Source organism: Streptomyces varsoviensis (genome assembly GCF_000718635.1).
GTDB classification, from domain to species: domain Bacteria; phylum Actinomycetota; class Actinomycetes; order Streptomycetales; family Streptomycetaceae; genus Streptomyces; species Streptomyces varsoviensis.
Genome location: NZ_JOBF01000003.1, coordinates 786,923 through 809,322, shown reverse-complemented (window position 1 = coordinate 809,322; position 22,400 = coordinate 786,923). Strand labels below are relative to the sequence as shown.

18 protein-coding genes and 1 tRNA gene are annotated in these 22,400 nt (G+C 74.3%); 8 read left to right on the top strand and 11 right to left on the bottom strand.

Annotation, left to right across the window (positions count from 1 at the left end):
* Positions 1 to 196 precede the first annotated feature (196 nt).
* Entirely contained in the window at positions 197 to 1,444 is a 1,248-nt protein-coding gene (locus tag IF55_RS07950; protein WP_030875368.1) for a M6 family metalloprotease domain-containing protein, read from the top strand.
* Positions 1,445 to 1,509: 65 nt separating this feature from the next.
* Here IF55_RS07950 and IF55_RS07945 read toward each other — a convergent pair.
* The 7 genes from IF55_RS07945 to IF55_RS07915 all read right to left on the bottom strand — a co-directional run bounded on the left by IF55_RS07945 (position 1,510) and on the right by IF55_RS07915 (position 8,547).
* Positions 1,510 to 1,583: transfer RNA gene (locus IF55_RS07945), tRNA-Lys, on the bottom strand.
* A gap of 56 nt (positions 1,584 to 1,639) precedes the next feature.
* Positions 1,640 to 2,305 carry a bifunctional DNA primase/polymerase gene (locus IF55_RS07940; RefSeq protein WP_106980325.1) on the bottom strand — a complete coding sequence of 222 codons (666 nt, stop codon included), beginning with the start codon at positions 2,303 to 2,305 and terminating at the stop codon, positions 1,640 to 1,642.
* Between the two features lie 165 nt (positions 2,306 to 2,470).
* Entirely contained in the window at positions 2,471 to 2,839 is a 369-nt protein-coding gene (locus IF55_RS07935; protein WP_030875374.1) for a hypothetical protein, read from the bottom strand.
* Positions 2,840 to 3,167: 328 nt separating this feature from the next.
* The gene (locus IF55_RS07930) at positions 3,168 to 4,520 is read right to left on the bottom strand and encodes an AAA domain-containing protein (RefSeq protein WP_030875378.1); all 1,353 of its coding nucleotides are present in this window, start codon (positions 4,518 to 4,520) and stop codon (positions 3,168 to 3,170) included.
* Entirely contained in the window at positions 4,517 to 6,271 is a 1,755-nt protein-coding gene (locus IF55_RS07925; RefSeq protein ID WP_078643819.1) for a hypothetical protein, read from the bottom strand. Before IF55_RS07925 ends, IF55_RS07930 begins: the two co-directional genes overlap by 4 nt.
* A gap of 25 nt (positions 6,272 to 6,296) precedes the next feature.
* Positions 6,297 to 7,691: a hypothetical protein gene (locus tag IF55_RS07920; protein ID WP_037962547.1), complete on the bottom strand. Its 1,395-nt coding sequence runs from the start codon at positions 7,689 to 7,691 to the stop codon at positions 6,297 to 6,299.
* Positions 7,600 to 8,547: a phosphatase PAP2 family protein gene (locus IF55_RS07915; protein WP_078643817.1), complete on the bottom strand. Its 948-nt coding sequence runs from the start codon at positions 8,545 to 8,547 to the stop codon at positions 7,600 to 7,602. Before IF55_RS07915 ends, IF55_RS07920 begins: the two co-directional genes overlap by 92 nt.
* Positions 8,548 to 8,884: 337 nt before the next feature.
* On the opposite strand from IF55_RS07915, the gene IF55_RS07910 reads away from it, so the two are divergent.
* Positions 8,885 to 9,478, top strand: a complete 594-nt coding sequence (locus IF55_RS07910; protein ID WP_030875391.1) for a histidine phosphatase family protein — start codon at positions 8,885 to 8,887, stop codon at positions 9,476 to 9,478.
* Between the two features lie 55 nt (positions 9,479 to 9,533).
* Here the strand turns inward: IF55_RS07910 and IF55_RS07905 are convergent, their stop codons facing one another.
* On the bottom strand, positions 9,534 to 10,964 hold the full coding sequence (locus IF55_RS07905) for an NsdA family TPR-like regulatory protein (protein ID WP_037962550.1): 1,431 nt from the start codon (positions 10,962 to 10,964) through the stop codon (positions 9,534 to 9,536).
* Between the two features lie 263 nt (positions 10,965 to 11,227).
* Here IF55_RS07905 and IF55_RS40435 point away from each other — a divergent pair, with 263 nt between their 5' ends.
* Both IF55_RS40435 and IF55_RS07895 read left to right on the top strand, forming a co-directional pair.
* Complete coding sequence (locus IF55_RS40435) at positions 11,228 to 11,770, top strand: hypothetical protein (protein WP_245661089.1); 543 nt, start codon at positions 11,228 to 11,230, stop codon at positions 11,768 to 11,770.
* Positions 11,771 to 11,841: 71 nt separating this feature from the next.
* Positions 11,842 to 12,711 carry a spermidine synthase gene (locus IF55_RS07895; RefSeq protein ID WP_030875398.1) on the top strand — a complete coding sequence of 290 codons (870 nt, stop codon included), beginning with the start codon at positions 11,842 to 11,844 and terminating at the stop codon, positions 12,709 to 12,711.
* 70 nt (positions 12,712 to 12,781) lie between these two features.
* Here IF55_RS07895 and IF55_RS07890 read toward each other — a convergent pair whose 3' ends face one another.
* Positions 12,782 to 14,278: a GH1 family beta-glucosidase gene (locus IF55_RS07890; RefSeq protein WP_398242623.1), complete on the bottom strand. Its 1,497-nt coding sequence runs from the start codon at positions 14,276 to 14,278 to the stop codon at positions 12,782 to 12,784.
* Positions 14,279 to 15,349: 1,071 nt separating this feature from the next.
* Between IF55_RS07890 and IF55_RS07885 the strand changes: the two genes are divergently transcribed.
* A complete protein-coding gene (locus IF55_RS07885) occupies positions 15,350 to 16,396 on the top strand; it encodes a LacI family DNA-binding transcriptional regulator (protein ID WP_030875403.1) in 1,047 nt (348 codons plus the stop codon).
* Positions 16,397 to 16,498: 102 nt separating this feature from the next.
* The gene (locus IF55_RS07880; RefSeq protein WP_245661088.1) at positions 16,499 to 17,287 is read left to right on the top strand and encodes a class I SAM-dependent methyltransferase; all 789 of its coding nucleotides are present in this window, start codon (positions 16,499 to 16,501) and stop codon (positions 17,285 to 17,287) included.
* A 111-nt stretch (positions 17,288 to 17,398) separates the two neighbouring features.
* On the opposite strand, the gene IF55_RS07875 is transcribed toward IF55_RS07880, so the two are convergent.
* Together IF55_RS07875 and IF55_RS07870 are read right to left on the bottom strand one after the other, a co-directional pair.
* Entirely contained in the window at positions 17,399 to 18,439 is a 1,041-nt protein-coding gene (locus IF55_RS07875) for a serine hydrolase (RefSeq protein ID WP_078643813.1), read from the bottom strand.
* On the bottom strand, positions 18,439 to 19,413 hold the full coding sequence (locus IF55_RS07870; protein ID WP_048831661.1) for a LysR family transcriptional regulator: 975 nt from the start codon (positions 19,411 to 19,413) through the stop codon (positions 18,439 to 18,441). The genes IF55_RS07875 and IF55_RS07870 overlap by 1 nt, the downstream gene beginning before the upstream one ends.
* Before the next feature lie 248 nt (positions 19,414 to 19,661).
* Between IF55_RS07870 and IF55_RS07865 the strand changes: the two genes are divergently transcribed.
* Together IF55_RS07865 and bla are read left to right on the top strand one after the other, a co-directional pair.
* The gene (locus tag IF55_RS07865) at positions 19,662 to 21,338 is read left to right on the top strand and encodes a penicillin-binding transpeptidase domain-containing protein (protein WP_398242627.1); all 1,677 of its coding nucleotides are present in this window, start codon (positions 19,662 to 19,664) and stop codon (positions 21,336 to 21,338) included.
* Positions 21,339 to 21,439: 101 nt separating this feature from the next.
* The gene (gene bla / locus IF55_RS07860) at positions 21,440 to 22,396 is read left to right on the top strand and encodes a class A beta-lactamase (RefSeq protein ID WP_245661086.1); all 957 of its coding nucleotides are present in this window, start codon (positions 21,440 to 21,442) and stop codon (positions 22,394 to 22,396) included.
* The last annotated feature ends 4 nt before the right edge of the window (positions 22,397 to 22,400 follow it).

Sequence of the window (22,400 nt, the reverse complement as noted above, 5' to 3'; positions counted from 1 at the left end):
AACGGCACTCAGGGTGAGCGTTTGACCGGTTCCGATCGGTTGATTGGGGACTGTGTCGACTGGTTGATCGCACGTGACTGAGTGTTACTTACCCCGTAGAGGGCCGAGTCACTCGACTGGGGCAGTGGAACAGGGCGTACCACCGCGAACCGCCACAGGGTGGGTGGGTATCCCGATCCCACCCCGGGAGGTCGACGTGGTGCGTCCGCAGCCACCCGAGGGAGTGCACCGGTCACGGCTGCGCCGCGCCGCCGCCCTGCTCTCCTCCCTCTGCGCGGTGATCGCCAGCAACATCGTCGCGGCCCCCGTCCAGGCCGCCGGGTCCGCCGGGCCCTGCGCGCTGCCGCGCAGCGAGGCGCACCACTCCGAGGGCCTGGACTCCTGGGACCCCGCCTACCCGCGCCCCCGGGGCCGCCTCCACGCCGTCATGATCTTCCTGTCCTTCCCCGACGCCGCGCCCGCCACCGGCCCCGGCGAACTGGCCGCCGACCACTTCCCCGGCACCTCCCGGTTCTTCGAGCGCGCGTCGTACGGGAAGTTCGCCCTCGACGTCCACCCCGTGAAGCGCTGGCTGCGGATGCCCCGGAAATCCACCGCGTACCGCATACAGCGCGACTGGGACGCCGAGCACCGCACCGCGTACCTGCGCGACGCCATCGCCGCCGCCGACCCCGCCGTGGACTTCAGCCGCTACGACGTCGTCTACCTCGTCGCCGACCCTGACGCGCCCGGAGTCGACTCGGACGCCACCAAGGTCATAAACCTCGACGAGCCGCTCTCCGTCGACGGCGCCCGGCTCAGCCGTGTCGTCACGGTCTTCGAGCACCACCCGCCCGACCGCAACGTGCTCGCCCACGAGACCCTGCACGTCTTCGACCTTCCCGACCTCTACCACCGGCCGACCGACGGCAAGGGGGACTGGGACACCCACGTCGGCGACTGGGACCTCATGGGCAGCCAGTTCGGACTGGCCTCCGAACCCTTCGGATGGCACAAGTGGAAGCTCGGCTGGCTCGGCGCGCGCCAGATCGACTGCGTCCGCGGCCCCGGCACCGGCCTGCACGTCCTGGAGCCCCTGGAGACCCCCATGCAGCCGCCCGGCGACGACCGCACCCGGCTCGTCGTGATCCGTACGAGCCCCACCGAAGCCGTCGCCGTCGAGGCGCGCGGGGTGGGGGGCAACGACTCCGGGTCCTGCGCGGAAGGGGTGCTCGTCTACCGCGTACGCAGCGACACCGCGTCCGGCGACGGGCCGGTGCAGGTGCAGGACGGGCACCCCCGCACCGCCGCCTGCGTGGGCGCCTCCGTCTACCCGCCGCTCGCCGACGCCCCGCTGGACATCGGGGACAGCTTCGGGATGGGCGGGACCGGGAACGGGGTGCGCGTGACGGTGGAGGGCCGCACGACGGCGGGGGCGTGGACGGTGAAGGTGACCACGAGGTGAGGCGCGCGGGTTCATGGGAACGACTGAGGGCCCCTCGCTCTCGCGAGAGGCCCTCAGTCCGTCGGTGCGCCGCCAGGGACTCGAACCCCGGACCCGCTGATTAAGAGTCAGCTGCTCTAACCAACTGAGCTAGCGGCGCCTGCTGACGTAGAAGACCTTAGCACCCCCGTACGGGGAAGCGAAAATCGATGGGTTTCAGCTCGGGCTGAGCGCGTGTTGGCTGGTCGCGGGCGTGTCGGCGGGGACGGCCAGGCCCGTGCGCGCCGCCCGTATGCACCCCCACAGCAGCACCTCGGGCCCCGGCAGCCAGGGGTGCCGCAGATCGGGCGCGACCAGCCAGCGGGAGGGCGGGCCGGGCTTCGTGTCGGCCTCCGGGGAGTCGAGGAGGTCGACCGGGAGCGTCGGCGGCACCGCCACCTCGTCCCCCTTGCCGTGGCACAGCGGCGGCGGCACCAGCGCGCGCCACTCCTCCCAGTCCAGCAGCGCCGGCAGCCGCTGCGCCGTGCCGACGGAGGCGAAGAGCAGGATGCGCCCGCGCTGCGCGGCGACGGGCCCCGAGCCGGGCCCGTTCGACCAGAGCTGATCGGCGAGCCGCCGGCCGAACAGCGCCGGCACGCTGACCACGTCGAAGGCCGTGCCGCACGGCAGCACGACGGACGCGGCCGGATCGGCGGCCCAGAGCGCGTGCACGCTGCGCGGAAACGGACTGGCCGACGCCAGCCAGTCCGCCCCGGCGAGGGTGACATAGGCGGCCGTATGACGAGCCTGCCGCGGCTGCCGCCGCTGCGACCAGTGCGGCCGCCCGGCGGCCTGAGAGCGGATGGGGCGGACGGGGGTGGGTTCGCTGGACCAGGTGCTCATGCCCGACAGGTTTACCGGTACATGGAGTTCCGTTTCTGCGAATTGCCAGAAACGAGGACGCGACACCCCCCAGTGCAGTACCGTCCGCCCCCGCATATGCCAACGGCCCATGATCGCCCGATCATGGGCCGAAACGGGGGTGCCCCCCGGGGGTGACGGCCCGGGTCAGGTGGGGGGCTGGGTGGGGTCGGGGAGGAGGCTGCGGCCGAACTCGATCATTTTCTTGGCGTAGTCCTCGGTCCAGTCGGCGCGCTCGCCGATCGCGGAGGCGGAGAGGCGGTCGAAGCGCTTGGGGTCGGCGAGGAGCGCGGCGGCCATCGCCTGGAACTCCGTGGCCCGGTCCGCGGCCGCGCGAAACGCCAGCGTCAGCTCCGTGGCGCGGGAGAGCAGCTCGCGCGGGTCTTCGATCGATTCGAGGTCGAAGAAGTGCTCGGCCTCCGCCACCGTCTCCGGCGGCTCGAAGAGCAGGGGCGCGGGCTTCATGCGCCGCGGTGCGGCCTCGCGCGCTTCGCCTGCCGACTGCGGCTCGGACATGTGCCTACCTCCAGGATCGTGTGCCGCGTTCCATTGTCCCGCCCCGCGCAAGTGCGCCCCGGATCAACGGGCCGCCCTGTTCACGCCACCGGACCGGCCCGCCCGGGCCCCCGGGGAGCCGGACGTTCCGTTCGTACGACCACCGCGTACGGGCGTGCCGGTCCCGCCGGAGGCAGCGTGGAGCGGACGGGGCACGCGCCCGGCCACCCGGGAGCGTGGTGGCCCCGTCGGAGGCGCGCGGTCTCGGGGCGTTCGCGGGGCCGGCGTCCCGGCAGGGGGCCCCGTGCGCCGCGCACGGAGCTGCCGGGGCGCGCCCCGGGTGGCCCGCTCACGGGCGCCAGGGGACGCGGTGGTTGGACCAGTGGTCCCAGGTGGCGCACATCGCTTCCCAGCCGTCGGGGAACTTGACGGCCACGCCCAATTGCACCGGTTCCGCCGATGGGTGGTCGTCGAGGAGTTCGGCGACGCCGGCGCGGCAGACGACGATGCACGCGTGCCGGTGGCGGGAGGCGAGGACGCACAGCCGGCCGGTCTCCAAGTGGAACGCCGTGGCGTCGGGGCGGCCGGAGAGCGGGTGCAGCATCACCGTCACGTCGAACTCCCGGCCCTGGAGCCGGTTCGCCGTGTCCACCGCCACGCCGGTCACGCCCAGTTCGGCCAGCGCGGCCCGTACGGCGGCGGCCTGGTCGCGGTGGGCGGTGCCCACGGCCAGCCGGTCGGGGGTCAGCGGCACCGGGTCCGGCGACCGCTCGCTGACCGCCGCCGCGCCGCGGTCCAGCAGCCGCCGGATGACCAGCGCCACGGCCCGTACGGCCTCCGGGTCGGTGCGCGGGGTGCTGCGGGCGGGCAGTTCCAGCAGCCCCCACCCCGATTCTGCGGCCTCGTCCAGCACCCGGTCCGGCCCCGAGCCGTCGGAGCGCCCGCCGAAGGAGAGCCGCCGCTCGCCGGGGCCCGTACCGCTGCGGAAGGGCGTGTACGGGTAGAACGCGCCCGAGACCAGCGGCGCGGCCGAGGCGGGCAGCCGCCAGGAGACGGGGAGCCGGTGCTGGGGGAGGTCGGGGTTGTGGGCCAGCAGCGTGGAGACGGCGCTCGCGGACGGGTCGTACGACAGCCCCGCCCACTGGCCCGTGCCGTCGCCGCCCACCACGCTGAACGGGTCCAACTGGCCGGGGTCGCCCACGAACAGCGCCCGCTCGAAGAGCCCGGCCACGGCCAGCAGCGCGTCCGAGCGCATCTGGTACGCCTCGTCGACGATCGCGTGCCGCCACGGCTCGACGCCCTTGGTGTGCGCCCACTTGGCGGCCGTCGAGATCACGATGTCGAGCCCGGCGAGGGACGCGGCCTTCGAGGACTTCACGACGGAGGGGTACGCGTCCAGGGCCGGGTCGTACGGCTGCGGCTCGTTGCTGTGCAGCCGGCCCACCGGGAGCTCCGGGTCCTGGCTCGCGAGCCGGTCGACCAGGTCGTCCACCTGGGCGTTGGTCTGCGCGACGATCATCAGCGGGCGCCCGGCGGCGGCCAGTTCGCGGGCGGCCCGTACGACGAGCGTGGACTTGCCCGCGCCGGGCGGCGAGTCGACGACCACGCCGCGGTGCGGGCCGTGCAGCGTGTCGTGCAGGATCGCGTCCGTCGCCGCCCCGGCCGCGGCCCCGGGGTCGAACGCGACACGGGAACCGGTCACAGGAAGTCCTCCGAGGTCACGGGGTCGGGCTGATCGGCGGCGAGGGCCGCCACAGGGGCGACGGCGGCCGCGGCGGGCTCGAAGGCGCGTACGGGCGCGGGGCCCGAGTCCCCGGTGTCCGCGCCCCCGGCACCCGCGCCGGAGGCGACCGGCGGGCCGCCGTGCGTCCACGGCGTGTGCTCCGGGTCCGGCAACTCCGGCCCGCCGCGCGGCGCGTGCTCGAAGAGCGTCCAGCACACGCGGTCCCCCTTGTCCGGCACCGACCCCGGCTCGGGGGTCTTGCCGCGCCCCATGCCGCCGGTCACGCGCACGACCAGCGCCCCCGGCTCGTACGCCACGAACTCGCCGGTCTGCGTCCTGCCGTCGGCCAGCGCCCGGTAGACCTTGGCGTGCTCCTCCAGATACGGGCGGTCCTCCGTCCGGATCGTCAGCAGCGGCCGCGGGCGCGGAACCTTCGCCTCCGTGTACGTCATCAGCACCTCGGACACCTCGCCCGCGAACGCCTCACCGGCCAGCCGCCGCCCCGCCATCACCAGCGGATCGTCCAGCGCCTCCTGCGCGTCCAACTGCGCCTGCGCCGTCTCCCGCGCCGACAGCTTCTGCGCCGCCGTCACCGCGTCGTCCCGCTTGGGCTGCGGCGGCTCCCCGGCCCGTACGCGGTCCCGGTGGGCCGTGTACGACCAGCGGTCGCGCTTCCAGCGGTCGGCGACCCGGCCGCCCTCGGGCAGCGCGCGGAGCAGATCGACCCCGTGCCACACGGCGTCCCAGGTGGGCCGCAGTTGGGACGCCACCAGCTCGCGCACCTCGCGCTCGGCGGCGCGCAGCGCCTCGTGCGCGGCGTGCTGCCGGGCCCGCGCCGACCCGGCGCCGCTCGCCTCGGGAGGCACCGTGCCGGCCCCCGGGTCGCCCTCGAACCGGCCGCGCGCCGCGTCCAGCACCTCCGCGCGGGCCGCGTCGTAGCGCGCGATGGCCGGGGCGAGCCGCCTGTTGTCGAAGGCCGGGTCGGTGGCGGGGCCGGCGGGCGGCGTGGTCAGCAGGCCGTCCGCCCCGCGCGCCAGCTCCGCCCGCAGCGCCGCCTCCGCGCCCGTCGTCCCCGGGGGAGGGTCTATCCAGGCGAGCAGCGCCCCCAGATGCTGGTCCTCCAGGTTGCTCTGGCCGGTCGTCCAGTGCCGCGCCAGCACCTGCGTCATGGCCAGCAGCAGCGACGAGCCGGGCACCCGGGCGCGCTCCCCTATGTGCGTCAGCCAGCGGCCGAGCAGCGGCACGCGCGGGGGAGCGGGGTAGGGCGTGTCGGGGTCCTGTTCGGCGGTCCGCCGGAACCGCATGGACCGGCCGAGCAGCCGTACGTACTCCACGCCCGCCGCGCTCGGCACAAGAAGCTGCGGCGCGTCCGCGCACAGCTCGACCTCGACTTTCACTTTCTTCCCCGTCTCCGGGTCCGCCTCGGAGCGCTCGGCCGCCTCGACGTCGTCGCCGTACGCCTCGAAGTACGGCAGCATCGCGTCGGCCAGGTCGGCGAGGAACGCGAACCGCAGGTCGCGGTCGCGCGGTTGTGCCACGACCAGCAGCCGGGGCGCCTCCCGGTCCGTCCCCACCAGCGCGCCCAGCGGCGCGCCCGCCTCGCCCGCCGTCGTCAGCGGCACCAGCACCAGGGGCCGCTCGGCCAGATGCCGGTGCCGGACGGTCGCTCCGGGGCGCGCGTGCCCGTCCCCGGCGGCCTCCATCCGCGCCAGCGTGGTGATCAGCGACATGTGCCCTCCTCACGGGCCGTCGAGGTCAGCCGCATCCCGCCGCACCTCCATCGACCGGCCGGCCGCCGTACGAGGCCGCCGCCAGCGCCTCCGAACGCAGCGCCGCCGCGCGGCGCAGCGCCTCGACGGCGGGGTCGCCGGCGTCGCCCGCCTCCCCACGGGCGGCGGCCAGCACCGCCTCCACGGTGGTGAGATCGCCCAGCTCGCCGCGGACCCCGCGGCCCAGGGACTCCACCGCCCCCGCCGCCCGCGTCCGCTCCCGGCAGTGGAACGCCAGCTCGCAGACGGCCAGGCAGTCCGGCGCGTACGCCGCGTCGACGGACTCGACGGCCGCCAGCAGCTCCTCGACGGGCCGGGTGGCGGTCCGGCCGTCCTCCGAGAGCCGCAGATCGAACGTGGTGCCCTCCGGGAGGGCCGCGGCCAGCGCCTCGATCCGGGTCAGCCGGGAGAGCTGCCGACGCGTCGTGGCGAGCTGCTTGCGGACGTCGACGAGCTCGGCCGTCGGCGTGTTGGAGAAGTCCTTGGGGCACACCAGCAGCACCCGGTGCCGCACCCGCTCGGCCGCGCCGGCCGCATGGTCCGCGAGCGGGCCCCCGGGTGCCTGCGCCCCGCCGGCCGTACGGTCCGCGGCGTCGCCTCCGGACCCCTCCGGCCCCCTGGCCGCCGTACGGTCCGCGAGCCCGTCCCCCGCCGCCCGCGCCGCGCCGCCGGGCCGCTCCTCGCCGTCTGTGTGCCGCCCCGCCAGCTCCCCGAGCGCCAGGACGTACACCGCCGCCTGCCGGGCCGCCGCGCCCACCTTGGCGGCGTCGGCGGACCCGTCGACCATGGGGAAGGACTTGATCTCGACGACGGTCCAGCCGCCGTCGGGGTGGACCACGATGGCGTCCGGTTCGAGATAGGCGGGGGAGCCGGCGACGGACAGGGCCAGCATGGGGTGGTCGAAGAACGCCCACTCCCCGGCGGCCGTCGCCTCCCGCAGGGCCAGCTCCGTACGGGCCGTGCGGCCCTCGGGGCCCGCGGCCGTCAGGTCGGGGGCGGCGACCGGGCCGGGGCCGGGAGCGGGGGAGCCGTCCCCCAGGCGCTCGTGGAGCAGCCGGACCAGCTCCGCGCCGCCGTCGGCCTTCACCTTGGCCTCGAAGGAATTGCCGCGCGCCAGCGCGAACTGCGACTGGCCGAACGAGGCTGGCGACCCCAGCGCGCGGGCGAGCGCGCCCTTGTCGACCCCGGCGCCGTCCAGCAGCGCGCGGCGGCCGCAGCCGGGGTTGGCGGCCAGCGCCGCCAGGGCGCGGGCGTCGAGCGGGCGCGGGGCGCTGCCCGGCCCGCGCAGCTCAGCGAGCCGCTGTCGCAGCGCTGTCGGCGCGAGCGTCGCCGCGGCTGTCGGCGGCGTCGCCGCGGGTCGCCTGTCGGGGGAACCGTTCACCTGCCGAAGTCTCGCATCCACCACTGACAACGGCCCCGGCCGGCCGTGTTTCGCCAGGTGGGACGGTGTGTGAAGCGGTGGGTGCGACGGGGCGGGCGGTACGGGCGAAGCGGCTGCGAATCCGTTCGGTGAGCCGCAGCGCGGGCCGGGCCAGCAGCAGTCCCACGCCCATCACGGCCGCGCCGGCGACGGCGTCGAGGAGGTAGTGGTTGGCGGTGCCCATCACGACGATCGCGATGCCCAGCGGGTAGGCGACGCCGGCGATCCGCGCCCAGCGCCCGCGCCCGTAGCGCCACAGCACGACCCCGCACCACAGGGCCCACCCCACATGGAGGCTCGGCATGGCCGCGTACTGGTTGGTGAGCCCCCCGAGGCCGCGCGGCGCGCTGGCGTCCGCGCCCCACCAGCCGTACGACCCGTACTGCGCCATCGTGTCGATGAACCCCTGGCTCGCCTCCAGGAGCCGGGGCGGGCTCGTGGGCAGGAGGGTGAAGCCGACGAGGCCGATGAGGGTGGCGATCATCAGCCAGGCGCGCAGGAAGCTGTAGTTCGCCGGGCGGCACTTGAAGACCCAGATGAGGATCGCCGGGGTGACGAGGTAGTGGAGCGAGGCGTACGCGAAGTCGGCGGGTATGCCGAACAGGGCGTGGTGGGTGAAGAACCGATTGAGCGGATGTTCCAGGTTTATCCGCAGAACTTTCTCTATATGGAGGATCGACAGCCCGTGGTCGACGGCGTCGCTCACCTCGCCCCGGGCGAGCAGCCGGCCCGCGGAGTACAGCACGTACACCACGGCTATGAGGGGCAACTCGGTCCACCAGCGAGGCCGCTTCCCAAGGGCGGGTGTATGGGACATCGCGACGCTCTCCTGTGTTCTGGCGGCCTGACAAGCGCGCAAGCAACCGTACGGTGTACGCGGAATGCGTCGCACACCGCCCTTCGAGTTCCTGTCAACACGGCGTTCGCCTGCGGTTATGCCCTCGGCTGTAACGCGTGGGGCACATGTGAGTTGGGAGACGCCCGCGATGGCCCCGCGGTTGCCTCACTCGGCCGGTGCGCCATGCTGGAGGGCGCGGAGGATGATGGAAGGCGGAGAGATCGCATCTGTCGGGAAAAGCAGCGAAATATTCGCTGACGTGACGGCGGAAGCGGCCGCCGCACCACCCGCCCAGATCGATCGAGAGGCCCCTCACATGGCACCGCGCATCCTGCTGGCCCGGCACGGACAGACGCAGTGGTCGCTGTCCGGCAAACACACCGGCCGCACGGACATCCCCCTCCTCGACGAGGGCCGGCACGGCGCCAAACTCCTCGGCGAACGGCTGCGCCACGAGCCATGGAACGAACTCCCGGGCGTCGAGGTCCGTACGAGCCCCCTGGCCCGCGCCAAGGAGACCTGCGAGATCGCCGGCTTCGGCGACCGCGCCCAGGACTGGGACGCGCTCATGGAGTTCGACTACGGCGCGTACGAGGGCATGACCCCGGCCGAGATCAAGGCCGTCCGCCCCGACTGGCTCATATGGCGCGACGGCGTCCCCGAGGGGGAGACCCTGGCGGAGATCGCCGCCCGCGCCGACGAGGTCATCGCCTGGGCCCGCTCCGCCGACCGCGACGTCCTCGTCTTCGCCCACGGCCACCTGCTGCGCGTACTCGGCGCCCGCTGGCTCGGCCTGGAGCCCTCCTTCGCCGCCCGTATCCGCCTCGACCCGACCTCCCTCTCCATCCTCGGCTGGGCCTACGGCGAACCGGCGATCGAGCGCTGGAACGACACCGGCCACCTGGGGTAGGCCGGAGACCTGCCGCCGGGCTCGCAGGGCCCGTTCAGGGCCCTCATGACGGCCCTCACCCCGAGCGCGTGACGGCCTCGTGGCGGGAGAGGAAGGCCGCCACCGGCGCGCTGCGGCGGTGCGGGCGGAGGGCGCGGGCGGTATCGGTGAGCATGGCGCGGATACGGGACGACTGGACGCCGGAGAGCAGGTCCAGCGCCCGCCCGCCCGCCGAGGCCGCCTCGTCCAGTGCCCCGCAGCCCGCGAGGTCACCCGCCAGTTCCGCCGTGAAGAGCGCGATATTGCGGGTGAAATGCGGATCCTGCGCCGCGACGGCACGCCGCGCGTACACGGCCGCACGCGGCCAGACGCCCAGCGCCGACCAGCACTGCGACTCCAGCCCCGCCAGCTCGGCCTCCCCGAAGAACGACATCCACTCGGGATCGGCGTCGCGGGAACCCCGCTCGTAGAGGCGCTGAGCCCGCCGCAGCGCCTCCTCGCACGCCCGCCGGTCCCCGAGCCCGGCCCAGCCGCCCGCCTCCCGCAGCGCCAGCAGCGACAGCAGCCGGGGCGACGTCAGGCCCCGCGCCGCGCGCTGTGCCGCCTGCGCGGCCTGTACGGCCTCCCGGGGGCGGCCCGCGTCGCGGGCGAGGAAGGCGATGTTGGCGAACGCGTGCGCCTCCAGCGCCGCGTCGTCCGCCACGCGCGCGATCGCCAGCGCCTCGGAGTAGAGCGAACGGGCGTCGGCGAGCCGCCCGGAGTCGTGGGCCAGCCAGCCCACCGAGATGGCGAGCTCCCCCGCGCCCGCGTGCAGCCGCTCGCTGACGGAACGGCGCCCCGCGCCCCGGTCCAGGAGCCCGTACGCGGCCCGCAGCGGCTGCGTGGCGCGCCCGTAGAGGCCGTCGGCGCCGTGCCGGTCGTCGAGGAGCCGGATGCGGCGCACGGCGGCCTCCACGGCGTCGGCCTCCGGCTCGCCCACCCGGCGTCCGGCCCCGGACGCGGCGGTCGCGGCAGTTAGGTCGGCCGGGGCAGTCAGGTCGGCCGGGGCGGTCGGGGCGTACGCACCGCCGGGCACGCCGCTCGTCGGACGCGTCGGACCCGTCAGAAACGCGGCCCGCAGTACGTCCTGCGGCGTCCGCGGCGATGCCGGCGGCCTCGGGGGCGTGCTGGACCGCCCCGCGCGGGACGGCGCCCGGCCGCGTACCGCCTCGCGCGGCGAGAAGCCCATCTCCTCCAGGGAGACCCCCGGGAACATATGGCGGAACACTCGCTCGTAGGCGTAGTTCGGGCACCTGATCGCACCGGACTCGACCCGCCCCACATAGCGGGCGTCGCAGCAGACCCGCTCGCCGATCTCGCGGGCGGCGCGCCGGACCGCCGCCGCGAACTCGGCCTGCGAGCGCGGCCCGCGCAGCCGCCGGAAGGCGGCGTTCGGGAGGCTCGCGGCCCCCGCCGTCGCCCCATCCGGCGTCGAAGTCGCTGAGGCGGGCGCGTCGCGCGGCACCATGGCCGACCCCTCTCCGGGCGCGTGCCGTTCCGCGCGAGAGGCCGGACGGTGCTGCCGTGCAGGCGTGTTGGGCGGAAACGACCGTACCGGTTCTCATGGGTCCGCTACCCCCGGTTTGACTACAAACCGGATATCCCATTGGCCATCCGCCATGAAATGCCATCCTTTGCGGCGACGCGGCGCCGTAGCCATTGACGCGCTCCGGCGTTGAACCCGGTGTACCGGAGCACACGCACAGCAGCGCGGCGGAGGAGGGGTTTCCCTTGACGGAAGCCGGATTGGGCATCGGAGAAGCGCAGGCGGGCGAGGTCGTACGGGTCACGGGCGGCCGGCCGGCGCCACGGTACGGGGCGGCGGCGCGTACGGCCCCCGCGCACGTACCACCTCCGCAGCAGACGCCCCGACCGCCGGGCCGACAGCCGCAGGCTCCGGCGGCCGGGGCCGAGGGGGACCGGCGGTGCGACCTCGTCACCGTCCCGGCCCGCCAAGGGCTGGAGGCCGTGGACATCCTGCGGCTGCGCGTCGGCGTCGGCCCGGTGCTGCACGACGGCGAGGGCGACACCCTCGGCTTCCTCGTCCCGCCCGGCACCGCCGACGACTGGGACCTGCCCGGCAGCGCCTGCACGCAGACGTACGAGGGCGGCGCCTGTACGGGCCGGTCCGAGCCCCCCGTCACCGGCACCGGCTGGTTGCTCCCCCCGGACGCGGCCCGCCCCGAAGCCACCGACCCGGCCGTACTGCGAGCCGCCCTGGGCGAGGCCGCCCGCACCATCGAGGCCGTCGAACGCAGCAGCCGCCCGAACTGACGGCGCCCTCGGCCGCGCTCCCCTGTCGGCCCCGTCGGCGGGGTCGCACTGGTGCGGGCGATACTGGTGGGGTGGCGAAGGAGAGACGGAAGCAGGGGCGCGGACGGGCGGCGGAGGCCGTCTCCGAGGCCGTCGACGGCGGGCTCGCGGAACTGGTGCCCGACCGTGAGCGGCCCCGCGCCCGTACGCTCCTGATCGACGGCGCGCCGCAGTCCCACGTGGATCTCGACGACCCCATGTACCTCGATTTCGCCTACCTGCGCCGGCTCGGACACATCGCCGACCTGGTGGCCCCCCAGGGGCGGCCGATTCAGGCGGTGCACCTGGGGGGCGGGGCGTTCACCCTCGCCCGCTACATCGCGGCGACCCGCCCCCGCTCCACCCAGCAGGTCTTCGAACTCGACGCGCCCCTGGTGCGGTTCGTCCGCCGCGAGCTGCCCCTGGAGAGCGGCTGGCGCATCCGGGTGCGCGACGGCGACGCGCGCGCGGGGCTCGCGAAGGTCCCGGAGGGCTGGGCGGACCTGATCATCGCGGACGTCTTCAGCGGCGCCCGTACGCCCGCGCACCTGACCAGCACCGAGTTCGTCGGCGAGGTGCGGCGGGCGCTGCGGCCCGGCGGCTGGTACGCCGCGAACCTCACGGACGGGCCGCCGCTCGCCCACCTGCGCTCCCAGATCGCGACGGTACGGACCGTCTTCCCCGAGCTGTGCGTGACCGCCGACCCGGCGGTGCTGCGCGGGCGGCGGTTCGGCAACGCCGTGCTGCTGGCCGCCGACGGCGAACCGCCGGTCGCCGAGTTGACCCGGCGCGCGGCCACCGACCCGCAGGCGGGGCGGGTCGAACACGGGCGCGCGCTGCTGGACTTCACCGGCGGCGCGGCGCCGGTCGGCGACGCCGACGCGCGGCCCTCCCCGGCGCCGCCGCCGGCGGTCTTCCGCTGAAGCAGCCCCCGGGCGGTCTGCCCCGAGGACGTCCCTCCCACGGCCGTCTGTCCCGCAGCCCGTAGGTGGCTCAGGCAGGCTTCTCCGAGACCTCGCCCGCCCCGGGCACATCAGTCGCGTCATTCGCGTCGGGCGCGTCGTACATGCCCGGCACCTCCGGCAGCAACTGGCTCGTACGGGCCAGCCGGGCGTACCAGTACGCGCTGGACTTGGGCGTACGGGCCTGGGTCGCGTAGTCCACGTGGACCGCGCCGAACCGCTTGCTGTAGCCGTACGACCACTCGAAATTGTCCATCAGCGACCAGAGGAAGTACCCGCGCACGTCCGCGCCGTCGCCGATGGCGCGGTGCACGGCGTTCAGGTGGCCGTGCAGATACGCGATCCGGTCCGGGTCGTGCACGGCGCCCTCGGGGTCCGGCTCGTCGTCGAAGGCGGCGCCGTTCTCGGTGACCATCAGCGGCAGGCCGGGCGCCTCGCGGGAGAAGCGCATCAGCAGGTCGTACAGGCCGCTCGGGTCGACGGACCAGTCCATGGCGGTACGGGCGCCGGGCGGCTGGTGGAAGGCGACATCGTCGGCGCCGGGCCACGGGTTGTGCTCGCCGCCGCCGTGGCCGTCGTCCCGCGGCGGCCGATTGTCAGTGGCGGCTGATACCACTGAGGGCGTGTAGTAGTTCACGCCCAGCGCGTCGAGGGGGTGCTTGATGACGGCCGGATCGCCATCGCGTACGAACGACCAGTCCGTGAGACCCGCCGTGTCCGCGATGAGGTCGTCGGGGTACGCGCCGTGCAGCATGGGCCCCGTGAAGATACGGGTCGAGAGCGCGTCCACCCGCCGCTGAGCGTCGAGATCCTCGGCCGACCGCGAACGGGCCCGGACAGCACTGGGGTTGAGGGCGACGGAGAGCCGCGCGCTCGCGGGGAGGGCGGCGCGCAGCGCCTCGGCGCCGAGCCCGTGCGCCAGGTTGAGGTGGTGCGCGGCGCGCAGCGCGGCGACCTGGTCCGTGCGGCCGGGGGCGTGCACCCCCGCCCCGTACCCCAGGAAGGCGCTGCACCAGGGTTCGTTGAGGGTCGTCCACAGCTCGACGCGGTCGCCGAGCGCCCGCGCGACGAGGTGCGCGTAGTCCGCGAAGCGCCGGGCCGTCTCGCGCTCCGGCCAGCCGCCGGCCGTCTCCAGCTCCTGGGGCAGGTCCCAGTGGTAGAGGGTCAGCATCGGCCGGATGCCGTGCGCGAGCAGTTCGTCGACGAGCGCGCTGTAGAAGTCGAGGCCGCGGCGGGCGGCGGGACCCCGGCCGGTGGGCTGCACGCGCGGCCAGGAGACGGAGAATCGGTAGGCGTTCAGGTCCAGTTCCGCCATCAGGCGCACGTCGTCGCGCCAGCGGTGGTAGTGGTCCACGGCGATGTCCCCGGTGTCGCCGTCGCGGACCTTGCCGGGGACGCGGCTGAAGGTGTCCCAGATGGAGGGCGAACGGCCGTCCTCCCGGGCCGCGCCCTCCACTTGGTACGCGGCGGTGGCGGCGCCCCAGAGGAAGCCGTCGGGAAAGCTTGCTGTCTCGTGCTCGGACATCATGGAAGCGCTCCCATAGTCGAGGTGAAGAGGTCGAGGTGAAGAGGTTGGGTTGGGAAGAGAAGAGGTGTTCAGACGGGGCTCGGACATGGGTCCGGCGTGGGGGGCGGGTCTGCGGGGTGAATGAGTTCGAACATGGGGGAGTTGTGAGAAGAGTTGTCAGTTGGGGTGCGTTGGACGGGAGAGACGGGGTAACGGGTAGCGAAGTGACGGACGGCGGTAGGGGCAGCGCGGTTTCAGGCGGTTCGAGAGGAGTCGGGTGGCGGCTGGGACGGGTGGGAGACTCGGGTGTGGCCGGGCCGTGAGACAGTCTCCGGCGGTGCGCCGCGCGGCGCCCGTACGACACGTGTGCGGTACCGAACAGCGCTGCGGCCATGATGACGGCCCGGTCGGGTACGTACCCGCGGCCGGGCCCGGTGACCGCGGCCCGCGCCGCCGGATTCTCCTGCCCCGCCGAAGAGCGCCCTATTTCGGACCTGACGGGCGATACGGACCGGAGGCGGCCGGCCGATGCGGCGCTCTGCCGACCCACCCGTCACGGCGGCCGACCCACCCGTCACGGCGCTCCGCCGGCCCGGCGCGGAGGTCGACCGGGCGGTCACGGCGCTCGGCCGACCCGTCACGACGGCCGATCGGGCGGTCACGGCGGTCGACCAGGCGGTTACAGCGCGTGTGCGCGCGGAGGAGGATCGGGGCACATCGGGCGCGTCCGGTGCATGGGACCCAGCGGGCCGTCCGGGCTCTTCGGGCCTATCGGGCGCCGCGGGCTCGGAAGGCGGCCGCGGTAGCGCCCGATTGGGGCTTCGGCGGCGCCCGTCTGATCAACTACTGTTCCGTACCGACGCGTTGTGTGGTCGAGGGCGCGTTGGGGTATGGGTGGTTCAGGTACTGTGGGAGCGCTCCCAGTCGTAAGACGGCGAAGAGCCGCCGCGGCCTGGCGGGGTGGCGGCGGGCGACCGCCGCGCCCCGCGACCGCCCTTGCCCGCCGCAACTGGGACAGCGACGGTGACGGCGGGTAGTGGCGGTGACAGCGGTTTTCTTTGGGATGCGGCACGACGTGCAGTGGAGGCAGACATGGCAGCGACCGGTGGGACCACGCGACGTGGCGCGCGGCGCGCCACGCCCACCCTGGAGGCGGTCGCGGCCCGGGCCGGCGTCGGCCGCGGCACGGTCTCGCGCGTCATCAACGGTTCGCCGCGGGTCAGCGACCGCACCCGCGCCCTCGTCGAGCAGGCCGTCGCCGAGCTGGGCTACGTACCGAACCGCGCGGCCCGAGCCCTCGCGGCGGGCAGCTCCGACGCCATCGCGCTGGTCGTCCCCGAACCCGAGACGCGGCTCTTCGCCGAGCCGTACTTCTCCGACGTCATCCGGGGTGTCGGCGCCGAACTCGCCGACACCGACATGCAACTGCTGCTCACCCTCATCCGTACGCCCAAGGAGCGGAAACGCTTCGCCGACTACCTCGCCGCGCACCGCGTCGACGGGGTGCTCCTGGTGTCCGTACACGCCGACGACCCCCTGCCCGACCTGCTCGAAGAGATAGACATGCCCGCGGTGCTCAGCGGCCGCCGCTCCGGCCGCGAAACCGTCGCCTACGTCGACTCCGACAACGCGGGCGGCGCCCGCCAGGCCATCGCCCACCTGCACGCCCGGGGCCGGCGCGCCGTGGCGACCATCACCGGGCCGCTCGACATGTACGTGGCCCAATGCCGCCTCGACGGCTACCGCGCGGGGCTCGCGAGCGCCGGCCACGCCCCCGACGAACGGCTCATCGCGCCCGCCGACTTCACCGAGGAGGGCGGCCGCCGCGCCATGCGCGAACTCCTCGACCGCAGGCCCGGCCTCGACGCGGTCTTCGTCGCCTCCGACGTGATGGCCGCGGGCGCCCGCCAGGTGCTCCGCGAGTCCGGCCGCCGCGTCCCCGACGACGTCGCGCTCATCGGCTTCGACGACTCCGCCGTCGCCCGCCACATGGACCCGCCGCTGACCAGCGTGCGGCAGCCGATCGAGGAGATGGGCCGCACCATGGCGCGCGTACTCCTTCAGGAGATCGAGGAACGCACGGCGGACCGCCCCCAGGTGGTGCTGCCGACGCGACTGACGGAACGCGAATCGACCTGAGCGGGGGCGCGGAGCCCGGAGCCCTGGGCGCAGCGGCCTGGCTCGCGGAAAGCGCGGAAGGAAGGCGTAGCCGACCGCCCGCGCCATCGCTACGGTGACCGGATGGACCGTATGGATCAAGACGAACGGCCCCCGTACGCCTCGTCGTTCGGCGCGGTGGCGGTCGAATACGCCGCGCACCGCCCGGACTACGCGCGGGCCGCGGTCGGCTGGGCGGTGGAGCGCGCGCCCGGCCGGCGCGTACTCGACCTCGGAGCCGGAACCGGCAAGCTGACCGCCGCGCTGGCCGCGCTGGACGCCGATGTCACCGCGGTCGAGCCGGACCCCGCGATGCTGGCCGAACTGCGCCGCTCGCTGCCGGCCGTCCGCGCCCTGGCGGGCAGCGCCGAGTCGATACCGCTGCCGGACGCCTCCGTCGACGCCGTGCTCGCCGGCAACGCCATGCACTGGTTCGACATGGCCGTCGCGGGACCCGAGATCGCCAGGGTCCTCGCGCCCGGCGGCATCCTCGCCGGCCTGTGGAACGTCATGGACGACGGGGCCGAATGGGTCGCCGAACTGGCGCGGGTCGGCGGGAAGAGGGTCATCGGCCCTCGGGACACCCCCGCCAGTTGGCGGGCCGCGACGGCGGACATGCATCTTCCGAAGACCGGTGGGACCGCACGGTTCGGCTCGCCGGAGCACGCAGAGTTCCCGCACGGGCAGCGCCGCACCGCCGACTCGCTCGTCGCGACCCTCGCGACCCGCGCGGGGGTGCTGGTCATGCCCGAACCGGAACGTGCGGCCCTGCTGGACCGGCTCCGCGGTTTCCTCGCGAGCCGGCCGGAGACCGCCCGCGGCGAGTTCACCCTGCCCATGCTGACGGGCGTGGTGCTCCTCCAACAGATATAGACAGCCGCCACCGATCTGGACAGTCGCCACCGACCTGGACAGGCGCCACCGATCTGGACAGCCGCCACCGACCGCAGAGGCCCGCGGCGCGTTCCGACGGGGCCCACCCGCCTACGTGCCCTCCATGCCCCGCAGCTCCTCCACAGCGGTACGGGCGGCGGCGCCGATGACGGCGTCGGCGCGCGGCAGTTTGCTGTCGGCGCGGGCCGCCTGGGTGAAGACGACGGCGGTGTACGCGCTGCCGTCGGGCAGCTCGATCACCCCGGCCTCATGGCGCATCGACCCGAAGGTGCCGGTCTTCCCCGACACCCGCACGTCGTCGTACGGGAACCCGGAGCCGAGCCGGTGCGACCACGCCTGCCGGCCCATGACCTCGCGCATGAACGCGCAACTCTCGGGGGAGGCCGCCCGCCCCGTCCAGATCGCGCGCAGCAGCCGGGCCATGTCGGCGGGGCTGGCGGAGGCCTTGGACAGCGGGTTGTAGACGACGGCCGGGACCGTCGTGTCGTTGTCCGACATGCGCTCCATCGCGTCGCTCAGCGAATCGGTCCCGGTCTCCGCGACCAGTTGGGCGAAGGTGGTGGCCACCCCGCCGTGGACCCGCGTGTCCGCCATTCCGAGCGCCCGGCACACCTCGTCGACCGCCGCGGTGCCGACCAGGCGCAGCACCGCGTTGGCGGCGGTGTTGTCGGAGACGGTCATCATGAGGACGACCAGGTCGCGCAGCGAGACGGTGACCGGGTCGCGCAGGATGGAGATGCCGGTCGGGCCGGGCAACCGGTCGGCGGGGCCGAGCGTCACGCGCCGGCACGGATCGATCTCCCCGGCTTCGGCCAGCCGGCAGAAGGCGACCATCAGCGGCGCTTTGTAGACCGAGCCGATGGGCACGGGTTCGTCGGGGTCGATCGTCACGCACGCGGCCGGCCGGTGCAGGTCCGCCACGTGCAGCCAGCCCCGGACCCCGGCGTCGGCGAACATGCCGCGGATCGTGCGCTGCGCGCCGCTCTCCGCCCGCCGGGACCCGCTCGCCCGCTTGGTGCCGCTGCCGTGCATCGTGCCGCTCTCCCGCTCGTCGCCCCCGCTCACCGTGTCGTTCCCCCGCTTCCCGCCCCCGCTCGGCGCGTCGCGCCCCCGCTCCTCGCCCGCGCCCATCACGCGGTCTCCACCGGCGGCTCCGTCAGCGCCCGGGCCTGCGAGGACAGGGCCTCCACCAGGAGCTGGGCCGTCTGCGCGATCGCTCCCCCCTCCGGCCCTCTGGCACCCCACACCACCCGCAGCCGCAACGGCAGCGGCGGGTCCGTGGCCCGGACGCGTTCGACGCCGTCGGCGGTCAGGGTGTTGTCGGCCGTGACCATGACGGCCTGGCCCGCGGCGACCAGCGCGAGCCCGGCGCGTTCGTCGCTGACCGGGACGGTCTCCACCCGGCGCCCGCGGCTGGCCAGGGTGTCGATGAACAGGTCGTACGCGGCCGGGGCCTCCTCGCGGGGCCGTACGGCGACGGGCAGCCGCCGGGCGTTCCGCCGGGGTGTGCCGCGAGCCGGGGGAGCTTCCGCACCCGCGGCACCCGACCCGACCAGACCGTCCCGCTCGCTGTGCTCGTCCCGCCCGTCCGGCTCGGCGGGGGAGAGGAGCCAGGTGGGGAAGAGGACGACGCGCCCGGCGGAGAGACCGTGCAGCACCGCGGGGTGCCGGATCACGGCGAGGTCGAGTCGGCCCGCGGCGGTCTCGGACAGCAGGGTGGCGGTCGGCGCGGTGACGACGGTGATGCGGCTCCGTTCCCCGGCCCGGCCCGGTGCGGCGGCCACGGCCGCCGCGGCCCACGCGGGCACCTCGGGGGCCAGCCCCAGCCTGAGCCGGCGCCCGTCGGCCCGCTCGCGGGCCCCGGCCTCCCGCAGCTCGGTGAGCGCGGCCAGGGCCCGGCGCGCGTGCGGCAGCAGGAGCGCCCCCTCGTCGGTGAGGGTGACGCCGCGGTTGCGGTCGAAGAGGCGGACGCCGAGCATCGCCTCCAGCCGGCGCAGTCCCTGCGAGAGAGGCGGTTGCGTGATGCCGACGCGCTGCGCGGCGGTGCCGAAGTGCTCCTCTTCCGCGAGGGCGACAAAGATTTCCAAATGTCGTTCGGTAAGCAACGCGGCTCCTGTGACGTGCGCAGATATCCAGATCGAATCGCGTCGGGGTCGAGAGTGTATTCGACATGGCGCTCGGCCGCGGACTTCACTGGCCCCGATGCCGCCGCCCCCGGACGACTGTCCGCAGGGCTGCCAGGCGGCACGGCAACCTGCCGCCAGGCGGCGGCCCTGCAAACCCGCTCCCGGAACCCACCCCGCGAACCCACCCCGCGAACAAATCCCCCCCAACCGGCCCCCAGGAGGACGCCTTGCCGAACCAGGAAGACGCGCCGTACGACGAGGGCGCGACGTACCGAGGAGGCCGCAGGGGCCGCGGGGCGCGCGGCCGGGGGAGCGGCAGACGGTGGGCGTTCGGCGGGCTCGCCCTCGTGGTGCTGGCGGGCGGCGGGTACGCCGGCTACCGGCTGCTGGGGTCCGACGATGCCGCGGATCCGCAGGTCACCGCCGCGCGGGAACGGCTTCAGGGGTTCCTGGGGGCGTGGGAGAAGGGCCAGGCCGAACAGGCCGGTACGTACACGGACACCCCGGCCGGCGCCAAGTCGCTGATCGCGTCGGTCATGACGAACCTCAAGCCCTCCAGCACGGAGATCACCGCCGGCCGCGGTGAGCGCAAAGGCGACGGGGACGTGCGCGTTCCGTTCACGGTGAAGATGCGCGTACCCGGTGTCGGCTCGTACGGCTGGGACTCCGAGGCGCGTGTGCGCCAGCGGTCCGGCAAGTGGGCGGTGGAGTTCTCCACGTCGATGGTGCATCCGAAGATGCGGCCGGGGCAGACGCTCGCGCTGACGAACGCCGCCAGGGCCGACATTCTCGACAGCAAAGGCAAAAAGCTGGAGGCAGCCTCGCTCGTCGGGGTGGTGGACGACAAGAGCGGCAAGGGCGTCTCGGGGCTGGAGGCCCACTACGACGAGCGGCTGTCCGGCGGCAAGGGCCCGAGCAAGGCGGTCGTGGTGGCGGACCGCAACAGCGGGCAGGCCGTACGGACGCTGTCGGCCGAGAAGTCCACCGAGGGCCGCCCCGTGAAGACGACCATCGACCCGCGCGTACAGCGTGCGGCGGCCGACGCCCTGTCGGGGGTGAAGAAGACGGCGGCGATCGTCGCCGTGGACCCGCGCAACGGCCACATCCTCGCCGCGGCCAACCAGCCCGGCGGCATGAACCGCGCCCTGGAGGGGCGCTACCCGCCCGGTTCCACCTTCAAGGTCGTCACGACGGCGGCGCTGCTCGACCGGGGCGTACGGCCCGCGGACGCCGCGCCGTGTCCGAAGTTCGCGCATGTGAACGGCCAGCGCTTCGAGAACCAGAACCAGTTCGTGCTGCCCGAGGGGTCGACGTTCAAGGACGCCTTCGCCCAGTCCTGCAACACCTACTTCGTCGGCGCCCGCGGCAAGCTCTCCGACACCGCCCTGCGGGACACCGCCCAGGCGTTCGGCATCGGGGGCGGCTGGGACGTGGGCGCCAAGACGTACAACGGCGGTGTTCCGGCCAACACCAGCGACAACGACAAGGCCGGGGCCGTTATCGGCCAGGGGCGGGTGGAGGCGTCGCCGCTGGTGATGGCGTCCATCGCGGCCACCGTGAAGAACGGGAAGTTCGAACAGCCGGTACTGGTTCCGGACGCGGTGCGCGAGAAGTTCCGGGCCCCCCGCGACCTCGACCCGAAGGTCGCCGCCGACCTGCGCGACCTGATGCGCGCGACGGTGACCTCGGGCTCGGGCCACGCGCTGAAGGACCTGCCGGGCCTGCCGCACGCCAAGACGGGCACCGCCGAGTACGGAACCGACAACCCGCCGCGCACCCACGCGTGGATGATCGGCTACCAGGGCTCGTCCGACCTGGCCTGGGCGGTGCTCCTGGAGGACGGCGGATCCGGCGGCTCGGACGCGGGCCCCGTGGCGGCCCGCTTCCTGCGCAACCTGGCGTGAGCGGCGGCCGTACGACGCCCCGATGCCCGTACGACGCCCCCATGCCCGTACCCCCGCCGCGCGTGCACGTAGCCGACAAGGAAGAAACGAGGAGAACAACTGTGCAGACGATTGGGCGCCTCACCGAAGCCGCACCGTCCCGCCGAACCCTATTGGGTGTAGCTGCCGGTACGGCCCTGGCGACCCTGCTGCCCGCCGCGGGCGGGTCGGACAGGGCGCACGCCGCGACCCGGACCCCGGCCAGGCCGTCCGGCGCGGACCTTTCCCGACAGCTACGGGCGCTGGAGACCGAGTACAAGGCGCGGCTGGGGGTGTACGCGCTGGACACGGCGACGGGGGCGACGGTCTCGTACCGGGCGGCCGAACGCTTCCCGATGTGCTCGGTGTTCAAGGTGCTCACGGCCGCGGCGGTGCTGCGCGATCTCGATCGCGATGGCGAATTCCTGGCCAAGCGCATCCGCTACACGGAGAAGATAGTCAAGAAGTCGGGCTACACACCGGTCACCGGAAAACCGGAGAACATCGCGAACGGACTGACCGTCGAGCAGCTCTGCGCCGCGGCGGTCAGCGAGAGCGACAACGGAGCGGCCAACCTCCTGCTCCGCGAACTCGGCGGCCCGACCGCGATCACCCGTTTCTGCCGCTCCATCGGGGACAAGACGACCCGCCTCGACCGCTGGGAACCGGAGCTGAACTCGGCGGAGCCCTGGCGCGAGACGGATATCACCACTCCCGGTGACATCGGCAAGACATTCGCCCGCCTCATCGTGGGCCGGGCTCTTCCGTCCGAGGACAGGAAGCGGCTGACCGGCTGGCTGGTGGCGAACACCACCGACGGCGAACGGTTCCGCGCCGGGCTGCCCGCCGACTGGATCCTGGCCGACAAGACGGGCGGCGGCGCGCAGTACGGCGTGGCGAATGACGTGGGCGTCGTCTGGCCCCCGAAGCGCTCCCCGCTGGTGCTCTCGGTACTCTCCACCAAATACGACCCGAAGGGTCCGACGGACAATCCGCTGGTGGCGCGGACGGCCGCGCTCGTGGCCGACCACCTCACCTGATACC